Raw genomic sequence first — 15,187 nt, 5'->3', positions numbered from 1 at the left:
ATGGACGAATCTCTTTGGAATAAAACCAATAGACCATCTGATAAACCACCGTTGCCTTTGCCTATAATCTTTGGTATCGGAGGTGCGGTAATCCTTTCCCTCGTCATCTGGTATGCATACCTCACCCGAGAAGATGCTATCCTCGACCCTCCCGTGAGATATAAAGCCGATACGGCACCCCTCAAACAACGACCTGATGATCCAGGAGGGGTAGAAATCCCCTATCAAGATAAGACTATATATGATCGTATTTCCATGACTGAAAGTCCGCAAGAAACTTCACAACCCGATCGTTTTCTCCCCCCACCTGAGGTTCCTATAGATTTTGACGAAGCCGAGACAGACATTGAAGCTTTTGTTGAGGAAGCTTTTGAGCAACCCATTAAAACCATTGAGACATTGGCAGATCCAGTACCAATGCTTCCTCAAGCACCGGTAACTCCTCAAACGGTTGTGTCCGAAGAAAAAGAGATTGAAATAGATGTGTCCATTCAGGAAACACCGGCTACTCCAAAAGCTCAGGCTCCTGCACTCCCAGAGGGGTCCTATTATCGCGTTCAAATAGCCTCTCTGCAAACGAAAGAGCTGGCGCAACAAGAGTGGAAATACTTATTTCGAAAGCATAAAGAAATTCTGAAAGATCTCCCCATGGCAATTTTCAAAGTAGATCTTGTGAGCAAAGGAATTTTCTTTAGAGTCCAAGTGGGAGAATACAAATCTGAACAACAAGCTGCTGAATTGTGCAACAAACTCAAAGCACAAAAAGCAGCCTGCTTTGTCATTCGAGATTAGAAACCCATGGACATAAGCCACTTCCTCCTGATGGCTATTGTTTGGGGAATTCCTGTCATCCTTGCTATTACATTCCATGAAGCTGCTCATGGGTTCGTTGCACGCTGGAATGGCGACGACACTGCCTATAGACTCGGGCGGGTCACTTTAAATCCCATACGTCATATTGATCTCTTTGGGACCATAATTCTTCCGGCATTTTTGATCCTGACCAAAATGCCATTTGTATTCGGATATGCAAAACCGGTTCCGGTGGACTTTTTACGCCTAAACAATCCAAAAAAAGATATGGTTTTTGTAGCTCTGGCTGGTCCCCTCACAAATATAATCCTGGCCTATATATCCGCACTCCTTTTTCATACGCTCCCATTATTCCCAGAAGTTATTGCGGAAAATTTTGCCAACTTACTGCGCAACTCTGTCCTCATTAATGTGGTCTTAGCCATTTTCAATATGATTCCAATCCCACCCTTGGACGGTGCAAGAGTCGCCCTTGGGCTCCTACCTATCAGATTTTCAAAATTCTTTATCAAACTAGAGCCCTATGGGATGTGGATTATTGTTGGACTTATTGCATTCCCTGCGCTATTGGAAAGTCTTACGGGGGTTTATATCCCCATATTGTGGCATATTTTAAGATGGCCCATGGCCGCAATCATTACCACCCTTGAAGCCTTAAGCGGACTTGGGTAATATATCTCTAGGAACTTGGGAAATAGGAGGACTATATGAGCATTGGTTTTGGACAAATACTACTGGTTCTTGTGATTATTTTGGTTCTCTTTGGAGCCGGAAAACTTCCAAAAGTAATGGCTGAGCTAGCGCAGGGCCTAAAGTCCTTCAAGAAAGGACTTAATGAGGAGGAAAAACAGATAGCTCCCAACCCTAAAAAATCCTCTAAGAAAAAGGCTTCATCCTAAAGGAACGCGCCATGTTCTCTATTGGTTGGTCTGAAATTGGCCTCATTTTAATTGTAGCAATCGTGCTGATCCGGCCCAAGGATCTCCCGCAGCTTTTGACATCTCTTGGCAGGTGGATCCGTAAAGGTCAAACTCTTCTGGGAACTACCAAACGCCTTTGGCACACGCTCCTAGATGAAGCAGAAATTGAAGAAATTAGAAAGAAAGCATACGATCAGGCGACTAAGATAAAGGCCTCCATAAACGAGAAAAATTAAGGAACTTCGATAACTTCTATCTCCACCAGGCTATCAGAAGTCTCTCTTATTATGGGCTTAGACTGATCGCGTCGTCCCTTATATTTTCCAACATATTGCAGATAGCTCGGATCCATAGGAGAATCACCTAAATCCATGTATCCACTCATACCAGATCCGTACCCAGACATAGCCTCCCTAGCCAATGCCTCCTGGCCCCAGCATAATCCAACAGCCATCCCCACAAAAAGGGCGATACCCATTATTTTCATTGCACTTACTCCGTAACCACAGCCCAACTATAAAACTCGAATGACCACATTCTAAATAGCTCTTAAGGTGTCTTATTCTTAAGGATATGGGAAAAAGGTTAACAAAAGGTTAACGAAGCGATTTTTTTAAAAAATAAAATATAACCTAGGATACATAGTAGATGAGGAAACGCTTCAAGAAAGGAAAAAGCACTCCTCTGTATACATTCTAGTCCAAAAACAAATTCTTTAGCTCATATTGTGAGTTATAGAAAAGAGTTCTGTAATTCGTGCCTTGGAAATAACATACTCCATTCAGCTCCGTAAAATTCTGATATACAGCCACACTCATTCAAAATTATAGAGATTTTCCCAGCGCTTTGTGTAATATGAAGACAAACGAGTGAAGAGTATAATGAGTCAGAAAGCAAAGCTTAAAGAGCAACCCCTTTTGGATCACCTGGTAGAACTGAGAAACCGGTTAGTTTGGTGTGTGGGCTTTTTTTCAATGGCCTTTATGGGATGTTATTTCTTTTCCCAAGAAATATTTTTGTTTCTGACTCGGCCTCTGATAAATGCCCTGGATGGCAATACCTCCCATCGTTTCATATATACGGGCCTAGGAGAGGCCTTCTTTACGTATATTAAGATCGCATTTTATGGGGCCTTCTTCCTATCCTGTCCCCTCATTCTGCACCAAATATGGAGATTCATTGCCCCTGGGCTTCATAAGACTGAAGCTAAAACGGTGAGGCCTCTTTTAATTGCGTCTCCGCTCCTCTTTTTAACGGGTGCAATCTTTGCCTATGCCGCCGTCCTTCCCATGGCATGGTCCTTTTTCGTGGGCTTTGAAGTCCCTGTAGCTCAAGACCAAATGGCCATAATGCTAGAACCTCGCATGACTGAGTATCTTTCTCTCACGATGGTTCTCTTGATTGCTTTTGGGCTCAGTTTTGAGTTGCCCATTTTACTGATCCTCCTCGCAAAAATTGGGCTTATTACAGCAAAATCTCTTCAGTCCAAACGACGCTATGCCATCATTCTCATCTTTGTCATGGCGGCCGTTCTCACACCTCCAGATGTGGTTAGCCAAATTGCGTTGGCCTTTCCGCTCCTTATCTTATACGAAATAACTCTGTTCCTCATAAGACGCATGGAACAGAAACAACCCTCTATACAGACTGAAGAACAGGCCTCTGCCTGACAAAACACATGATATGTCTGATGTAGTTAACAAGTTAGTTGTACGAGAAGAAGAAGTGTCCTGACTGCAGCTCCCCTTGAAGAAAGAGGAATTTCACTACTTATTGTGAATAAATATAACAACTTTTTAATAAACAGAGGTCTTATTTATATCTGGATACTTAGGTAACTTATTTTTTATATTGACATATAAATAGTATTAGTATAGGTAAACCATTCTGATTACATTAATATCATAGGTGCTTTATGGACTTATTTCATGTCTCTAAAAAAATGATATTGGCCATTTTAGCCATTTCACTCATTGTTCTTCCACAGATTGCTTTTGCTAACGATGGTGACGATAAAGAAAACCTCCCAATGCCTCCAATAAACGGTGGTTTGAGAGTGTCACCCTCAGATTTTGAGAGTGAAATTCAAAATGTTTATCCTATTCAATTTAGTGGAGCATCAAAGATTGATGCTGAAATTGTTCGTAGTATTCGCATTGAAATGGATAGAGCAGGCGGCCACCCTTTTTCAGGCAAGGGCTGTGACTATGCAATATATGCTGAACCTTCAGATGTAGCTTTACAAATGGCGTCCAGAATGAAGGAGTATTTACAGATTTTTCTCAATAGAAGTTCCAATCCAGAATTTACAAATAATTTACTTCAAGAGGTAACTGGATACTGTACGCGTTGTGATGCAACTCTCTCAAAAGTTTATATGATGTTTTTACGGCATGCCGCATCTATCAGTGTGGTTACTCCTGAAGAATTAGAGTTATTTAACCATGCTGTTTACCCTGGTTATGTTGATGCTTTTCAAGACAGGAAAGTTTGTGAAACTCATGATAAGACACTTTTACGTCTAGCTTCTGTTTCTCATAAGGTAGATGGAATTACTCGTGAGAATCTCAACAAGTCTTATGCTCCTATGATTTCCTATAGAGTAAAAGAGAAAATTAGATATCAGGTGGAAGAGCTTTTGGGTCCACAACTTCTTTTTCCAGTTCTTGGCCATGGAAAATTTGGTCTTTCAACTCTCACGAAAGCCTACTTACAAGAATTATTTCTTTTGGGCGTTCCCGACAAAAATGTAGTTGCTCATGGAATTAGTTTAAGTCCTGTGACTTTTAAATGTCATGATTTGGCTCACAAGCTTGTGGATCCAAGACGGAATTCTCTGAAGGATTATATTCTTTTTATGACAGATTTTCATATTGGGAAGATTATTGAAACTGGCAACCCTTCTTCTAAGGAGCCTTTACCCCCAGAGTATTCAGCTGATACGTTTTCTAAATTTTATACTCCTTTAGCTGTTGCAAAGTATTGTGCCTTACACGATGCCTTGCTAAGCATTTATAACTCATTTTTGACAAAGATTTTACCTTATCGTGGGCAAAAAGAGTTCGATGCCGTGATGGCGGGATTCTTCTGGGCTTTGCACGAAGAACCCAATTTCCCAAGTGAAATTTTTGGAGTTCCGGACCTTGATCTTGTCATTGATACTTTAGTGGGGGATTATTCTCCGACACTACCTTATACGCAAAAAAACACTGAAGAGACCTCTGAGGTTGATATAACTCATGACCCCCTTATAACGTCTCCATTAAATGGAACGACTTCAATGTCTGATGATGAAATTGTGGAATACGTTCTCTCCCATGGAAAAATAAGTGATTCTGAAGAAGTTAAATTTAAAGAAATGAGTGTTTTCTCAGAAGATGCAATATATAGAGAGGATGTTGTGGACTCGAAGGTGTTGAAAAGGAGCTCGCGATACATTGACGTGCAACTTAGTTTAAGAAGCGGAGATACACTGACGTTTTATTTTCCAACACTCTACCAAAAATGGCGTAACGCCGATGATTTGTTAGGCATATTAAATATAGCACACTCTTTGTATGACACGCCTTTGCAAAAGCCAGATCTTGAAAACGCTGATTCTCCACGGGAACTGGCTCAACAATTCCTCGGGAAGCTTGAAGAAAGAAAGTCAATCATGCTCAAACACTTTGCTAAATATGCAAAGTTCTTTGCTCATTACGCACCCTCTGAGGAGCCTGCTTTGGCGGATAATTATTTAAAAACTCATATGGTCCTGAATCTCGAGCTTATAAAAAAGTTTCCCTTGCTATTTCAGCAAGGACCTGCCGAACAATGAACTTAAGCTTTCTTGATTTTGGAGCGCTCTTTCTTTCACGCTTTCCAACGCCATCCAGCTGACACAAGCCCAGAACATACAATGGGACTAGCAGAGTTTGATGCCAAAAACACAGACAAAACCCTGAAGAAGAGATGCCAATAAGAAGTGTTCCAATGGAATAGCCAAGGGAGCAGACACCGACCGCATAGGACCCGGGTCATAAGCAGAGATCTCATGTCATTGTCAGCATCTGCCTGACCCATTTCTTTTCTTTCAAAAATAAGCTACGCTAAAAGAAAAAAAGGAGTAAATCCTATGCGAGGCTTATTTCAAATAATTCCACCTGTGATTCTATTGAGCATTATCTTGGCAAACTCTAATGCATTGGCTGATAGTTCTGCCCGATGCTGTCATTGTCTAAAGCCAGGAATAAACATTCATAGCACAGCGTACAAGTTTAAAACCAATACTCATTTTTTGGCCAATGGACCCTGTGAAAAAAGTGGCTTTACCTGTGATGCTCCGTACCGCACCCTTGAAGTGTCAGCGTGTCAGACACAAACCAAACGTAACATGGTGCAACGAAAAAAATTACGCAAAAAATCCGTAAAGTTCGCAGCTAAGAGATAATCTACTTTTCTTTTTTAAGGGTAAGGACTTCTTCCAAGTGCTCACCCAATGCTATGACGCGCTTTGAGTTCTTCAGCCTCTCTGGATAGACATAATAGAGAGGCAGTTCGACAGGATCGAGTTTGGGAAGCACCCTTACAAGATTAGATCCCTCAATTCCTGGATACTCTTCTGGAATAGAGGTAATGCCCAGGCCTGCTTCAGCAGCTTGGAATATACCCGCCGTTGTGTTGATACACATAAACGGTTCCCGTACACGACCGGACTCTGCACCAACCCGCAAAGGCCAGTTGATGTCACTGTATGGGTGCGCAGAAACATTTCCAAAGACGATGAGACGATGCTTGTCTAGGTCTGCCGCTTTTTTAGGAGTCCCGAATTCTTCCAGATACTCTTTACTCGCATAGAGCACTAAATGGAATGTATAAATATATTTCTGTATCAAGTGAGCTTGGTCTTGAATAAACGGACGAATAGCGACGTCTGCCTCTCGCGTACGAAGATCCAAGGCCTCATCACTCCCAATGATCGTCAAACGAATCTTCGGATATTTTTTAAGAAAGGACGGTATGTAATTCATAAGCCAAACAGACGCATTGGTCATGGTTGTCGCAATCCAAAGAGGGCCCTGGGGTTCTTCAGATTCTTCTTTGACCAACATTTCAGCACGCGTGGCTTCTTCGAACATTTTTTGAACAGATTCGAACATGATCTCACCCTGTTGCGTCAATACGACGCCACGGGCAAATCGTTCGAAAAGTCGGGCACCCAACCGATCCTCTAGCGTTGCCACACTCCGACTGATAGCCGACTGACTTATATTCAGAAACTCAGATGCCTTGGTAAAGCTGCCTGCTTTCGCAACATAGTAAAAAGTTTTAAGTCTATCCCATTCCATGCTGGCCTCCCATTTGACATCTCCAAGACAACCTAACACTATTTTACGACGAATGAAAATCCTGTATTGGGATAGGTCGTTTTAATTATACGTACACCCTATGTGTCCCTTTTCCAATTCCCGTCAACATTTCTCGAGAGATAGTTTGAGCAAGCGCTCCAAGGTGGTCCAAAGACATTCCAGCATTTACCAAATCAATCCATCGCCCTTCAGCGACAACGGATTCGGGTACATCCGTTACATCAACAACAATATAGTCCATAGAAACTCGCCCCAAAACAGGAACTTTCCAGTTTTCTAAAAAGCAAACTCCCTGATTGCTCAAAGAGCGCAAATATCCGTTGGAGTACCCCGCTCCAACAACAGCCAAGCGACTGGGCCGATCCAGCACGTGCGTCGCACCATACCCAACGCTATCACCAACTTCGCCTTCTTTGACTTGTATGATCCGGCCCCGAAAACGAACACAAGGTGTCATAGGATTCTTATCCATGCCATGATGTGTAGGGTTCATTCCAAACAAAGCAAACCCAGGACGCACAAGATCAAAATGATACTCAGGCCCAATAAAAATCCCCCCCGAATCTGCAAGACTGATAGGTGCTGTCGGCAATTGGGATACAATGCCCTTTAATCTCCCCAACTGTACATCATTCAAAGGATGATCTTTGACAGTAGAACAGGCAAGATGAGTCATATAAAAATGAATATTCATGGCTGCCAGCCATTGAAGATTATTAAGAAGTAGCTTCTGATCCTTTTTGTCTAAACCATTTCGCAACATTCCAGTATCAAAGTGAATAGCTGCATCTTTAGCGTTTTCCTCTTTACGGCACAGTTCATACCATGTCTTTATTTGCTCAATGTTGTTTAAAACAGGAATAAGATTGTGCTCAATAAAGCAGTCAGCTGTTCCCGGCAAAAGTCCCGTAAAAACATATATATTGCCTTGGGGCAGTGCCTTTCTCAAAGCAATACCCTCCTCAACATGAGCCACAAAGAACTCCTGACATCCAACCCGTTCTAAAGCAGCTCCCACCTTCTCTGCCCCTAAACCATACGCATCGGCTTTCACAACAGCTCCACATTTCCCAGTGGAAAGCATTTCGTTTAAAAAATAATAGTTTTTAATGATCTCTTTGGTATTTATTTCCAAAACGGACGTAATATGGTCTGGAACAGTCTCCGCAGACAAAGTTGTAATATCTTCTGTTGCTAAAAAAGTCATTTATTTTCCCATAATCAAACTCAACTCCAACACACTGTCTTCTTGATCTCCTCTTTATTAAAGCTCTTTGCTGAATGGGTCAAATATAATTGGCAGAAATCTCTAAATCTTATCTCTCCTTAATCATATCTTTCACAGCAATTTCTTTCATGTTACAAGGATGCAGAATTAGCTTTTTCATATTTAACCATTCTTCAAAATTAGACTGAAAATTATAAAATGTTTGACCTAAAATGGATCCGAGAGAACAAGGCACTGTTTGATGCGGGACTTAAGCGTCGAGGGCATGTGCCTGTGGGTAGCAAACTCCTTGAACTAGATGAACAGCACCGATCCTTAATTACCTCCATACAGGACATTCAACAAGAGCGGAATGAAAATGCTCGCAAACTGGGAATGGCAAAAAGCAAGGGAGAGAATATCGAATCTCTTGTAAAGGAAGGGGCTCTTCTCAAGAAGAAATTTCCTGAACTAGAAGCTAAAGAAGGCAAACTTTCCCAGGAAATTAAAACTCTTCTGGCTGGTCTTCCAAATCTTCCCGATGAAAGTACACCTGATGGTAAAGATGAAAGTGAAAATGTTGAGATAAGAAAATGGGGAGAGATTCCAACATTTGATTTCAAACCTAAAGAGCATGTGGAGATTGGGGAAGAATTGGGGCTCATGGATTTTGAGAAGGCGAGCCAAATGTCAGGATCACGATTTGTTGTCCTAAAAGGAGCCCTCGCACAACTTGAGCGGGCCCTAGTATCTTTCATGCTCGACCTACACACCCAGAATTTTGATTATGAAGAAGTAAGCGTTCCCTTCCTTGTCCGAGACAATGCCGTTTTTGGCACAGGTCAGCTGCCCAAGTTTTCGGAAGATTTATTTCAGACGACCGATGGCCGATGGCTTATTCCCACCGGAGAAGTCCCCCTCACTAATCTTGTAGCCGGAGACATACTCGACGAAGAAGATCTGCCAAAACGTTTTGTCGCCTACTCATATTGTTTTAGATCCGAGGCTGGTGCTGCCGGAAAAGATACACGTGGTATGGTTCGGCAACATCAGTTTAGCAAAGTAGAGCTTGTCAGTATCACCCATCCTGATACCTCTGGAAATGAGCACGAACGTATGACAAAATCAGCCGAGGAAGTCCTTAAGCGTCTAGCTTTGCCATATAGAGTCGTTTCCTTATGTACCGGTGATCTGGGGGTAGCTGCACGCAAAACATATGACATTGAAGTTTGGCTTCCAGGACAGAATACCTACAGAGAAATTTCCAGTTGCTCCGTTTGTGGTGACTACCAAGCACGCCGTATGAAGGCCCGCTTCAGGCCTATTTCTCTCGGAGAGAAGAAGGAAAAGCCGCAATTCGTCCATACTCTCAATGGCTCAGGGATTCCTATCGGCCGTACCCTCGTAGCGATCCTTGAAAATTATCAGCAAGAAGACGGTTCCGTCATCATCCCAGAAATTCTCCATTCTTACATGAATGGTCTAACGGAGATTCATCCACATGAGCGCGACTAAATATCCAAAAGTCACTGATCCATCTTCCCTAAGGATTCTTGTGAGCAACGACGATGGCATCAACGCACCGGGACTAAAGATCCTCAAAGAAGTTGCTGAACAACTTTCAGATGATGTATGGGTTGTTGCGCCAGAAACAGAGCAGAGTGGGGCTAGTCATTCGCTGACCCTCAGCCGCCCTCTTCGCATTCGACAGATTTCAGATCGGCGCTATTCGGTTGATGGCACTCCCACTGACTGCGTCCTATTAGGTGTCAATCACATTCTTAAGGACAAAAAACCTACTCTCGTTCTCTCAGGTGTGAACTACAACAGCAACCTAGGAGAAGAAGTAACCTATTCTGGCACCGTTGCTGCCGCCATGGAGGCGACACTTCTCGGCATTCCTGCCATTGCGCTAAGTCAAGTAATTGATCGCCGCCATCCGCCTAAATGGGCCACAGCCCTCCATTTTGCTCCAGACATTATTCGAAATCTTTTAAAGACCTACTGGCCAAAGGAATGCCTGATGAATATCAACTTTCCAGATGCGATTATCCACTCTGTCAAAGGAACCAAAGTTGTTCCTCAAGGCTTTCGTGATCTGTCCGGTGGCGAACTTTGGGAATGTAAAGACCCTAGAAACCGTCCATACTATTGGATTGGACCTCTTCCTGTGCAAAAATCCTTCACCCCTAGAACAGATCTATCTGCTATAGAAGAAAGTTATATTTCCATCACACCATTACATTTGGATTTAACCCATCATCAGACTTTGAACGCTCTGAAAAAGACTTTTAAAGAATAGGAAAGAGCGCCAATTTAGCTGATCGCTCGTTTGTTATCATCCTAAATCTCTATAGTGGAATTTGGGGAAGTGGAACTTAGCCCAATGGAACAGGAGCATAGGCGCGCCTCTGCCTAACTGTTCCCATGTTTAACTCCCCTCCATAAATTTCTTTTCCTGCCTCCACGACAAGAACACCGGAGAATTTTGGAAACCACTTGTGGGCCAAGTTTTCCCATATGGTGGCTAAAGAAAGGGATAATTTTGATCGAAAGGGGGGAATAAACAAAGCACCCTCCCGACGCAAAGGCGTAAAGAGGGTCTTCCGCAAAAGGGCACCCAGTTCCCGATAGCTATAGGGATGTCCAATGCCAAACGGGGTACGATCAAATCGTGTCCACATGCTTCGACGATGGGGCACCACCAAAAGCAGCTTGCCATCATCTTTAAGAACGCGCCAAGCCTCGCGAAGAAGGGCCGGTCCATTGGATGCATGTTCAAGCATATGTACCATTAGCAATCGATCCACGCTGGCATCAGGAAGGGGAAGAACATCCTCTTCAGTTAGTGCAACCAAAGAGTGAGTCTCCCTTCCTCCGTGATTAATTGCTGCAGAATGCAAGGTTGGCCATGGTATTGCTCCTTGTGGACCAGGCATAAAGGCAACCACGTGATTGCTATCCGTCATATAGTTGCGCAAATAGGGAGTCGCGTATCCCAATCCCAAAATAGTCATGTTTTTTGTATTCGGCCACATGGCTCGGACACGTCGCCGTATCATCCGTCGAACCATCTTACCACGACGGGCGCCATAAAAGTTTCTAAGATCTACACATTCCCAACGCATATGCCCTCTTACCGAATCTATCCAAAATCTCTTGCTTATAGAGTAAGGTGTTCATCATCATTTGCCAACTGGTGAATTCAAAGATGAAGGACGCGTTTTAACTACTCGTTAAAACGGAATGACAAAGCCCAAAGGCCTTTATCATCGGTTGTAATGACACCATGTTTTTTAGAACTGGGGATAAGAACAGAATCCCCTTCAAAAATCTTTTGCTCTAAGTCGCCGATCAATGCACCCTGGCCACGGGTCACAATCATGAGAGTGTCCACAGGGTGATCGTGAATCTTTACTTCTTGCCCTGGCTTTAAATGTAACCACTTCATAGAAAGTTGGCCAATATTCTTCGAGCAAAAGCGACTGATAGACTTGTGATCATTAAAAGCTTTAAGCGTAATAGCATCTTTACTGGCTGCATGTACTGGAGAATAGATATCCTCCATCTCTTCCCTTGGGATCACCTTAAAGGGAACTTCTTTCATATTTCTATGTCCTCTGTGTTCTCTAGGCAAGTTCTCGGCCATAATCATCCCTCGTAGACAAAAGTGCCAAAATCGTTATAACAGCCGTACCCATCAGATAAAAGGCGGGCACGATGTTTGTACCCGTCACTTGAATTAAGTAGGCAATCGCGACAGGCGCGGTTCCACCAAAAATTCCCATACTAAGATTATTGGTCAAGGCTACTGCAGAATAACGTACATTTGTGTTAAAGAACTCTACCAAAAAAGTGGGCAACGGTCCCAACACACCACCCACGAGGAAGGAGAGAGTTAAGTAGCCAGTCATATAGGCTTGTACATTCCCCTCGATGGTCAAAGAAATACAAGGATAAGCCACAACCATAATACTGATCGTGGAAAGCAGCATGACTTTCTTACGCCCGTATACATCCGATAGCTTCCCAAATAAAACTGTCGACAGGCCTAAAATTACGGTTCCCAGAGCATTTATAAAGAATGTTCCCTGACTCGTAAATTCAAAAATGGTTTTGGCAAAATTTATATAAAAGATCGTAATGGTATAGATTCCAACTGCTAGGGTCGTTTGGACCAAAACAGCTTGAACGATTTTTGGAAAGTTCTGAAACAACTCTCCAATAGGGAGTCTAGAAAGTCGATTTTCATTTTTGCAGTCCAAATACTTACCAGTCTCCTCCAATGAGCGACGCATATACATACCCCAGATAGCGCCTACCAATCCGAGGAAAAACGGAATACGCCACCCCCAAGTATAGAGTTCTTCCTGACTCAAAAAGGCTTCACAGCTAGCTCCTGCTATGGATCCCAACAACATTCCAGATACAAGACTTAGGGCTGCTAAACTTCCATACAATCCGCGTTTTTTGTTGGGAGAATGCTCAAGAATCGAAACAACGGTTCCGGCATATTCCCCTCCCATAGCAAACCCCTGCAAAATTCGCATACATACCAATAAAATGGGCGCCAGGGCCCCTATAGTTGCATAGGTAGGCAAAAGTCCAATGGCCGCCGTAGGAAGCGCCATCATATAAACGGACAGAATTAAAGACTTTTTCCGGCCAAGTTTATCTCCTATGTGTCCCAACACAATCCCCCCTATGGGGCGAACAAAAAGACCGACGGAGAAAATGGCAAAAGAGAAGACAAGAGGATAAAGTCCCTCCATAGGAGGAAAAAACAACGTCCCAATTACGGTGGCAAAATAGCCATAGAGCATAAACTCATACCACTCAATAATATTTCCAATCATACAGGGAAGAAGGGTTTTTCGCATTTTAAGCCTCACATTTTTTTGTACAACTTTCTGCACTATATCAGAAATAATACATGGGGCAATCTATGAATTCTGTTTCGGAAACGGCTAGAAATAATTGACAATTTTGGGGAAAGTTTTGATGATATTACAAATAAAAAAAAGGGAGACTGAAGAGTCTCCCTTTTGTATGAATTCACCCAACAAACGTGTGTTTTTAAGGATGGTAAACGTCCACCATGAATGCTTTATGCTCTGAAGCAACAGGCCTTCCCTTCTTCCTCTTGTGTCTTCCCCCACCAAAAGATTTAGGATGTTTTTTCTTTCCAACACTGACGGGAAAAGGATGTTGTCTTATAGGACATCGAACTTTGGCGAGAGACTCACCCGGCACACAATTGTACCTGCGAGCTCCTCCACATGATACACATGGAACCCTCTTCGGTGCTTTACGCTTTGCCAAGCCAGGACACTTCAAAGTAGACAAATAACATGAAGTAAATCCTTTTTTAGACTTAGATCCAGGGCAACACATATGCTTTTTATGACCCACAATAACTGGCCCTTTTCCAATACCACCAGGAGGTATCCGCTTTCCATGACGAACTGGCCCTTTTCCAATACCACCAGGAGGTATACGCTTTCCATGACGAACTGGCCCTTTTCCAATACCAACCTTATGTTTTAATCGCTTTTTAGTAGGTACTGCCTCAGCATCGTTTGGAACAACGGCAGACTGAATGAATAAGCCACCCACAACAAATAAAGAAATAATTAAACATCGATACATTGTTTTGCCTCCTGTAAATGAATCAAACTCCCTGCGCTTATTATGCCATATTATCGGAAATTTCTGCATATATTTCTTCGCATTGCCCACATCATACTTGCTTGCTCCGTCAGTTTAACTCAAGTAGGGTCCTAGAAAATGGAGAATGAAAATGGATTTTGCTAATTTTTTCCCACAAACTTTTTTAGCAATGTGCCTGAGTGCCTTGTTTTCTTTTATCATGATTAAAATTAATATTCATGATGTCCCAAATGAGCGTTCTTCCCACATGGAAACAACGCCTAAAGCAGGAGGCGTTGCCATTGCCCTTAGCTTTTTCCTTATGTCACTCTTCGGCACACGGCCTTTAGTTTCAGACGTAAGTCCCCTCATCACTCTTTGGATTGCGGCACTTGTCATGATGCTTATGGGCCTTTGGGATGACATCAACCCGCTGACATGGAAAATACGCTTAGGGCTTCAATTACTGGCAACAATTGTCATTGTGAGTCTGGGAATCAGCTTTGAAAATATTCTCCTATTACCAGGCCTAACCATTCCCCTAGGCCCATTAGGGTCCCTCCTCACAGCTTTTTGGCTCCTTTATTTCATCAATATGTTCAACTTTATGGATGGCATTAATGGGATTGCTGCCGTCCAAACCATTGGGGCATGTTTCTTCTTGTTCTTTCTTTCCTCTTCCCTAACTAGCACTTTTGCCCTTCTAGCCTTCGCAAGCCTGGGGTTTCTGTTCTTTAATTTTCCAAAGTCTCGATTGTTTTTGGGAGACTCTGGCAGCCAGTTCCTGGGATTCCTCCTCCCCGTCTTGGGTCTCATGATCGCGCTGCCCCAATTCTCGGATCATCCTATTTCTCCATTAGTCCTGCCCGTCTTATTTTTTAACTTTATCTACGATACGCTCTTCACCCTATTCCGACGGACCTTACGAAAAGAGAAAATATGGGACGCCCATCGGGAACATCTTTATCAACGCCTCAATCAATCGGGCTGGAGCCACACCAGGGTCACCTGCTTACATGTTGGCTTTATGCTCATCCAGGGCTTTACTTTGCTATGGATTCACGAAGAATACGTGAGCTTGCTTTTCATTCCCTTATTGGGAATCCAGGCAATTTACAGTGGATGGGTTTTAAGGAAAGAAAAACATTCATAAAAAATCTCAGCACTTTTTTAAGAATGCTAAGATTTTCTCTGCTAAATCCCCATATAAACTTTTCCTCACATGTAAAGCTTGGGGCAACCATATTTCG

The 15,187-nt window shown here is 42.9% G+C and carries 16 protein-coding genes; 9 read left to right on the top strand and 7 right to left on the bottom strand.

The genetic code is table 11. The annotated features are described in order from the left end of the window. From HOL16_01460 to HOL16_01445, 4 genes are read left to right on the top strand one after another with little or no spacing between them, the layout of a single operon-like run. Positions 1-792 (top strand): SPOR domain-containing protein, encoded by a 792-nt coding sequence (locus tag HOL16_01460; protein MBT5389363.1) that lies wholly within the window; start codon positions 1-3, stop codon positions 790-792. A gap of 6 nt (positions 793-798) precedes the next feature. Continuing rightward, on the top strand, positions 799-1,485 hold the full coding sequence (locus HOL16_01455) for a site-2 protease family protein (GenBank protein ID MBT5389362.1): 687 nt from the start codon (positions 799-801) through the stop codon (positions 1,483-1,485). A 35-nt stretch (positions 1,486-1,520) separates the two neighbouring features. Further along, a complete protein-coding gene (tatA, locus tag HOL16_01450) occupies positions 1,521-1,712 on the top strand; it encodes a twin-arginine translocase TatA/TatE family subunit (GenBank protein ID MBT5389361.1) in 192 nt (63 codons plus the stop codon). An 11-nt stretch (positions 1,713-1,723) separates the two neighbouring features. After that, positions 1,724-1,969, top strand: a complete 246-nt coding sequence (locus HOL16_01445; protein ID MBT5389360.1) for a hypothetical protein — start codon at positions 1,724-1,726, stop codon at positions 1,967-1,969. Here the strand turns inward: HOL16_01445 and HOL16_01440 are convergent. Beyond that, the gene (locus tag HOL16_01440; protein MBT5389359.1) at positions 1,966-2,220 is read right to left on the bottom strand and encodes a hypothetical protein; all 255 of its coding nucleotides are present in this window, start codon (positions 2,218-2,220) and stop codon (positions 1,966-1,968) included. The two genes, HOL16_01445 and HOL16_01440, sit on opposite strands and share 4 nt — an antisense overlap. Before the next feature lie 394 nt (positions 2,221-2,614). On the opposite strand from HOL16_01440, the gene tatC reads away from it, so the two are divergent. Both tatC and HOL16_01430 read left to right on the top strand, forming a co-directional pair. Next, positions 2,615-3,403, top strand: a complete 789-nt coding sequence (tatC, locus tag HOL16_01435; protein ID MBT5389358.1) for a twin-arginine translocase subunit TatC — start codon at positions 2,615-2,617, stop codon at positions 3,401-3,403. Between the two features lie 245 nt (positions 3,404-3,648). After that, entirely contained in the window at positions 3,649-5,550 is a 1,902-nt protein-coding gene (locus HOL16_01430) for a hypothetical protein (protein MBT5389357.1), read from the top strand. A gap of 613 nt (positions 5,551-6,163) precedes the next feature. On the opposite strand, the gene HOL16_01425 is transcribed toward HOL16_01430, so the two are convergent. Together HOL16_01425 and alr are read right to left on the bottom strand one after the other, a co-directional pair. Continuing rightward, the gene (locus tag HOL16_01425) at positions 6,164-7,060 is read right to left on the bottom strand and encodes a LysR family transcriptional regulator (GenBank protein MBT5389356.1); all 897 of its coding nucleotides are present in this window, start codon (positions 7,058-7,060) and stop codon (positions 6,164-6,166) included. 85 nt (positions 7,061-7,145) lie between these two features. Then, the gene (alr, locus tag HOL16_01420; GenBank protein MBT5389355.1) at positions 7,146-8,288 is read right to left on the bottom strand and encodes an alanine racemase; all 1,143 of its coding nucleotides are present in this window, start codon (positions 8,286-8,288) and stop codon (positions 7,146-7,148) included. Between the two features lie 219 nt (positions 8,289-8,507). Between alr and serS the strand changes: the two genes are divergently transcribed. Together serS and surE are read left to right on the top strand one after the other, a co-directional pair. Next, on the top strand, positions 8,508-9,803 hold the full coding sequence (gene serS, locus HOL16_01415) for a serine--tRNA ligase (protein MBT5389354.1): 1,296 nt from the start codon (positions 8,508-8,510) through the stop codon (positions 9,801-9,803). Beyond that, positions 9,790-10,590 carry a 5'/3'-nucleotidase SurE gene (surE, locus tag HOL16_01410; GenBank protein ID MBT5389353.1) on the top strand — a complete coding sequence of 267 codons (801 nt, stop codon included), beginning with the start codon at positions 9,790-9,792 and terminating at the stop codon, positions 10,588-10,590. The genes serS and surE overlap by 14 nt, the downstream gene beginning before the upstream one ends. A 76-nt stretch (positions 10,591-10,666) precedes the next feature. Here the strand turns inward: surE and HOL16_01405 are convergent, their stop codons facing one another. From HOL16_01405 to HOL16_01390, 4 genes are all read right to left on the bottom strand, one after another. Then, on the bottom strand, positions 10,667-11,416 hold the full coding sequence (locus HOL16_01405) for a class I SAM-dependent methyltransferase (GenBank protein MBT5389352.1): 750 nt from the start codon (positions 11,414-11,416) through the stop codon (positions 10,667-10,669). A gap of 101 nt (positions 11,417-11,517) precedes the next feature. After that, on the bottom strand, positions 11,518-11,895 hold the full coding sequence (locus tag HOL16_01400; GenBank protein ID MBT5389351.1) for a cupin domain-containing protein: 378 nt from the start codon (positions 11,893-11,895) through the stop codon (positions 11,518-11,520). Positions 11,896-11,917: 22 nt separating this feature from the next. Next, positions 11,918-13,168 carry an MFS transporter gene (locus HOL16_01395; protein ID MBT5389350.1) on the bottom strand — a complete coding sequence of 417 codons (1,251 nt, stop codon included), beginning with the start codon at positions 13,166-13,168 and terminating at the stop codon, positions 11,918-11,920. Positions 13,169-13,364: 196 nt separating this feature from the next. Beyond that, positions 13,365-13,937 carry a hypothetical protein gene (locus tag HOL16_01390; protein ID MBT5389349.1) on the bottom strand — a complete coding sequence of 191 codons (573 nt, stop codon included), beginning with the start codon at positions 13,935-13,937 and terminating at the stop codon, positions 13,365-13,367. Positions 13,938-14,157: 220 nt separating this feature from the next. Between HOL16_01390 and HOL16_01385 the strand changes: the two genes are divergently transcribed. Continuing rightward, positions 14,158-15,090 (top strand): glycosyltransferase family 4 protein, encoded by a 933-nt coding sequence (locus HOL16_01385; protein MBT5389348.1) that lies wholly within the window; start codon positions 14,158-14,160, stop codon positions 15,088-15,090. The last annotated feature ends 97 nt before the right edge of the window (positions 15,091-15,187 follow it).

It is taken from the genome of Alphaproteobacteria bacterium (assembly GCA_018662925.1).
Lineage (GTDB): Bacteria > Pseudomonadota > Alphaproteobacteria > 16-39-46 > JABJFC01 > JABJFC01.
This window is presented reverse-complemented; position numbering and strand designations above follow the sequence as displayed.

Excerpts from the sequence above, each read along its gene's own strand:
- HOL16_01400 (MBT5389351.1), bottom strand. The coding sequence starts at position 11,895 with ATGAAAGAAGTTCCCTTTAAGGTGATCCCAAGGGAAGAGATGGAGGAT.
- alr (MBT5389355.1), bottom strand. The coding sequence starts at position 8,288 with ATGACTTTTTTAGCAACAGAAGATATTACAACTTTGTCTGCGGAGACT.
- HOL16_01385 (MBT5389348.1), top strand. The coding sequence starts at position 14,158 with ATGATTAAAATTAATATTCATGATGTCCCAAATGAGCGTTCTTCCCAC.
- serS (MBT5389354.1), top strand. The coding sequence starts at position 8,508 with ATGTTTGACCTAAAATGGATCCGAGAGAACAAGGCACTGTTTGATGCG.
- HOL16_01395 (MBT5389350.1), bottom strand. The coding sequence starts at position 13,168 with ATGCGAAAAACCCTTCTTCCCTGTATGATTGGAAATATTATTGAGTGG.
- HOL16_01390 (MBT5389349.1), bottom strand. The coding sequence starts at position 13,937 with ATGTATCGATGTTTAATTATTTCTTTATTTGTTGTGGGTGGCTTATTC.
- tatA (MBT5389361.1), top strand. The coding sequence starts at position 1,521 with ATGAGCATTGGTTTTGGACAAATACTACTGGTTCTTGTGATTATTTTG.
- HOL16_01445 (MBT5389360.1), top strand. The coding sequence starts at position 1,724 with ATGTTCTCTATTGGTTGGTCTGAAATTGGCCTCATTTTAATTGTAGCA.
- HOL16_01460 (MBT5389363.1), top strand. The coding sequence starts at position 1 with ATGGACGAATCTCTTTGGAATAAAACCAATAGACCATCTGATAAACCA.
- HOL16_01425 (MBT5389356.1), bottom strand. The coding sequence starts at position 7,060 with ATGGAATGGGATAGACTTAAAACTTTTTACTATGTTGCGAAAGCAGGC.
- HOL16_01455 (MBT5389362.1), top strand. The coding sequence starts at position 799 with ATGGACATAAGCCACTTCCTCCTGATGGCTATTGTTTGGGGAATTCCT.
- tatC (MBT5389358.1), top strand. The coding sequence starts at position 2,615 with ATGAGTCAGAAAGCAAAGCTTAAAGAGCAACCCCTTTTGGATCACCTG.
- HOL16_01405 (MBT5389352.1), bottom strand. The coding sequence starts at position 11,416 with ATGCGTTGGGAATGTGTAGATCTTAGAAACTTTTATGGCGCCCGTCGT.
- HOL16_01430 (MBT5389357.1), top strand. The coding sequence starts at position 3,649 with ATGGACTTATTTCATGTCTCTAAAAAAATGATATTGGCCATTTTAGCC.
- surE (MBT5389353.1), top strand. The coding sequence starts at position 9,790 with ATGAGCGCGACTAAATATCCAAAAGTCACTGATCCATCTTCCCTAAGG.
- HOL16_01440 (MBT5389359.1), bottom strand. The coding sequence starts at position 2,220 with ATGAAAATAATGGGTATCGCCCTTTTTGTGGGGATGGCTGTTGGATTA.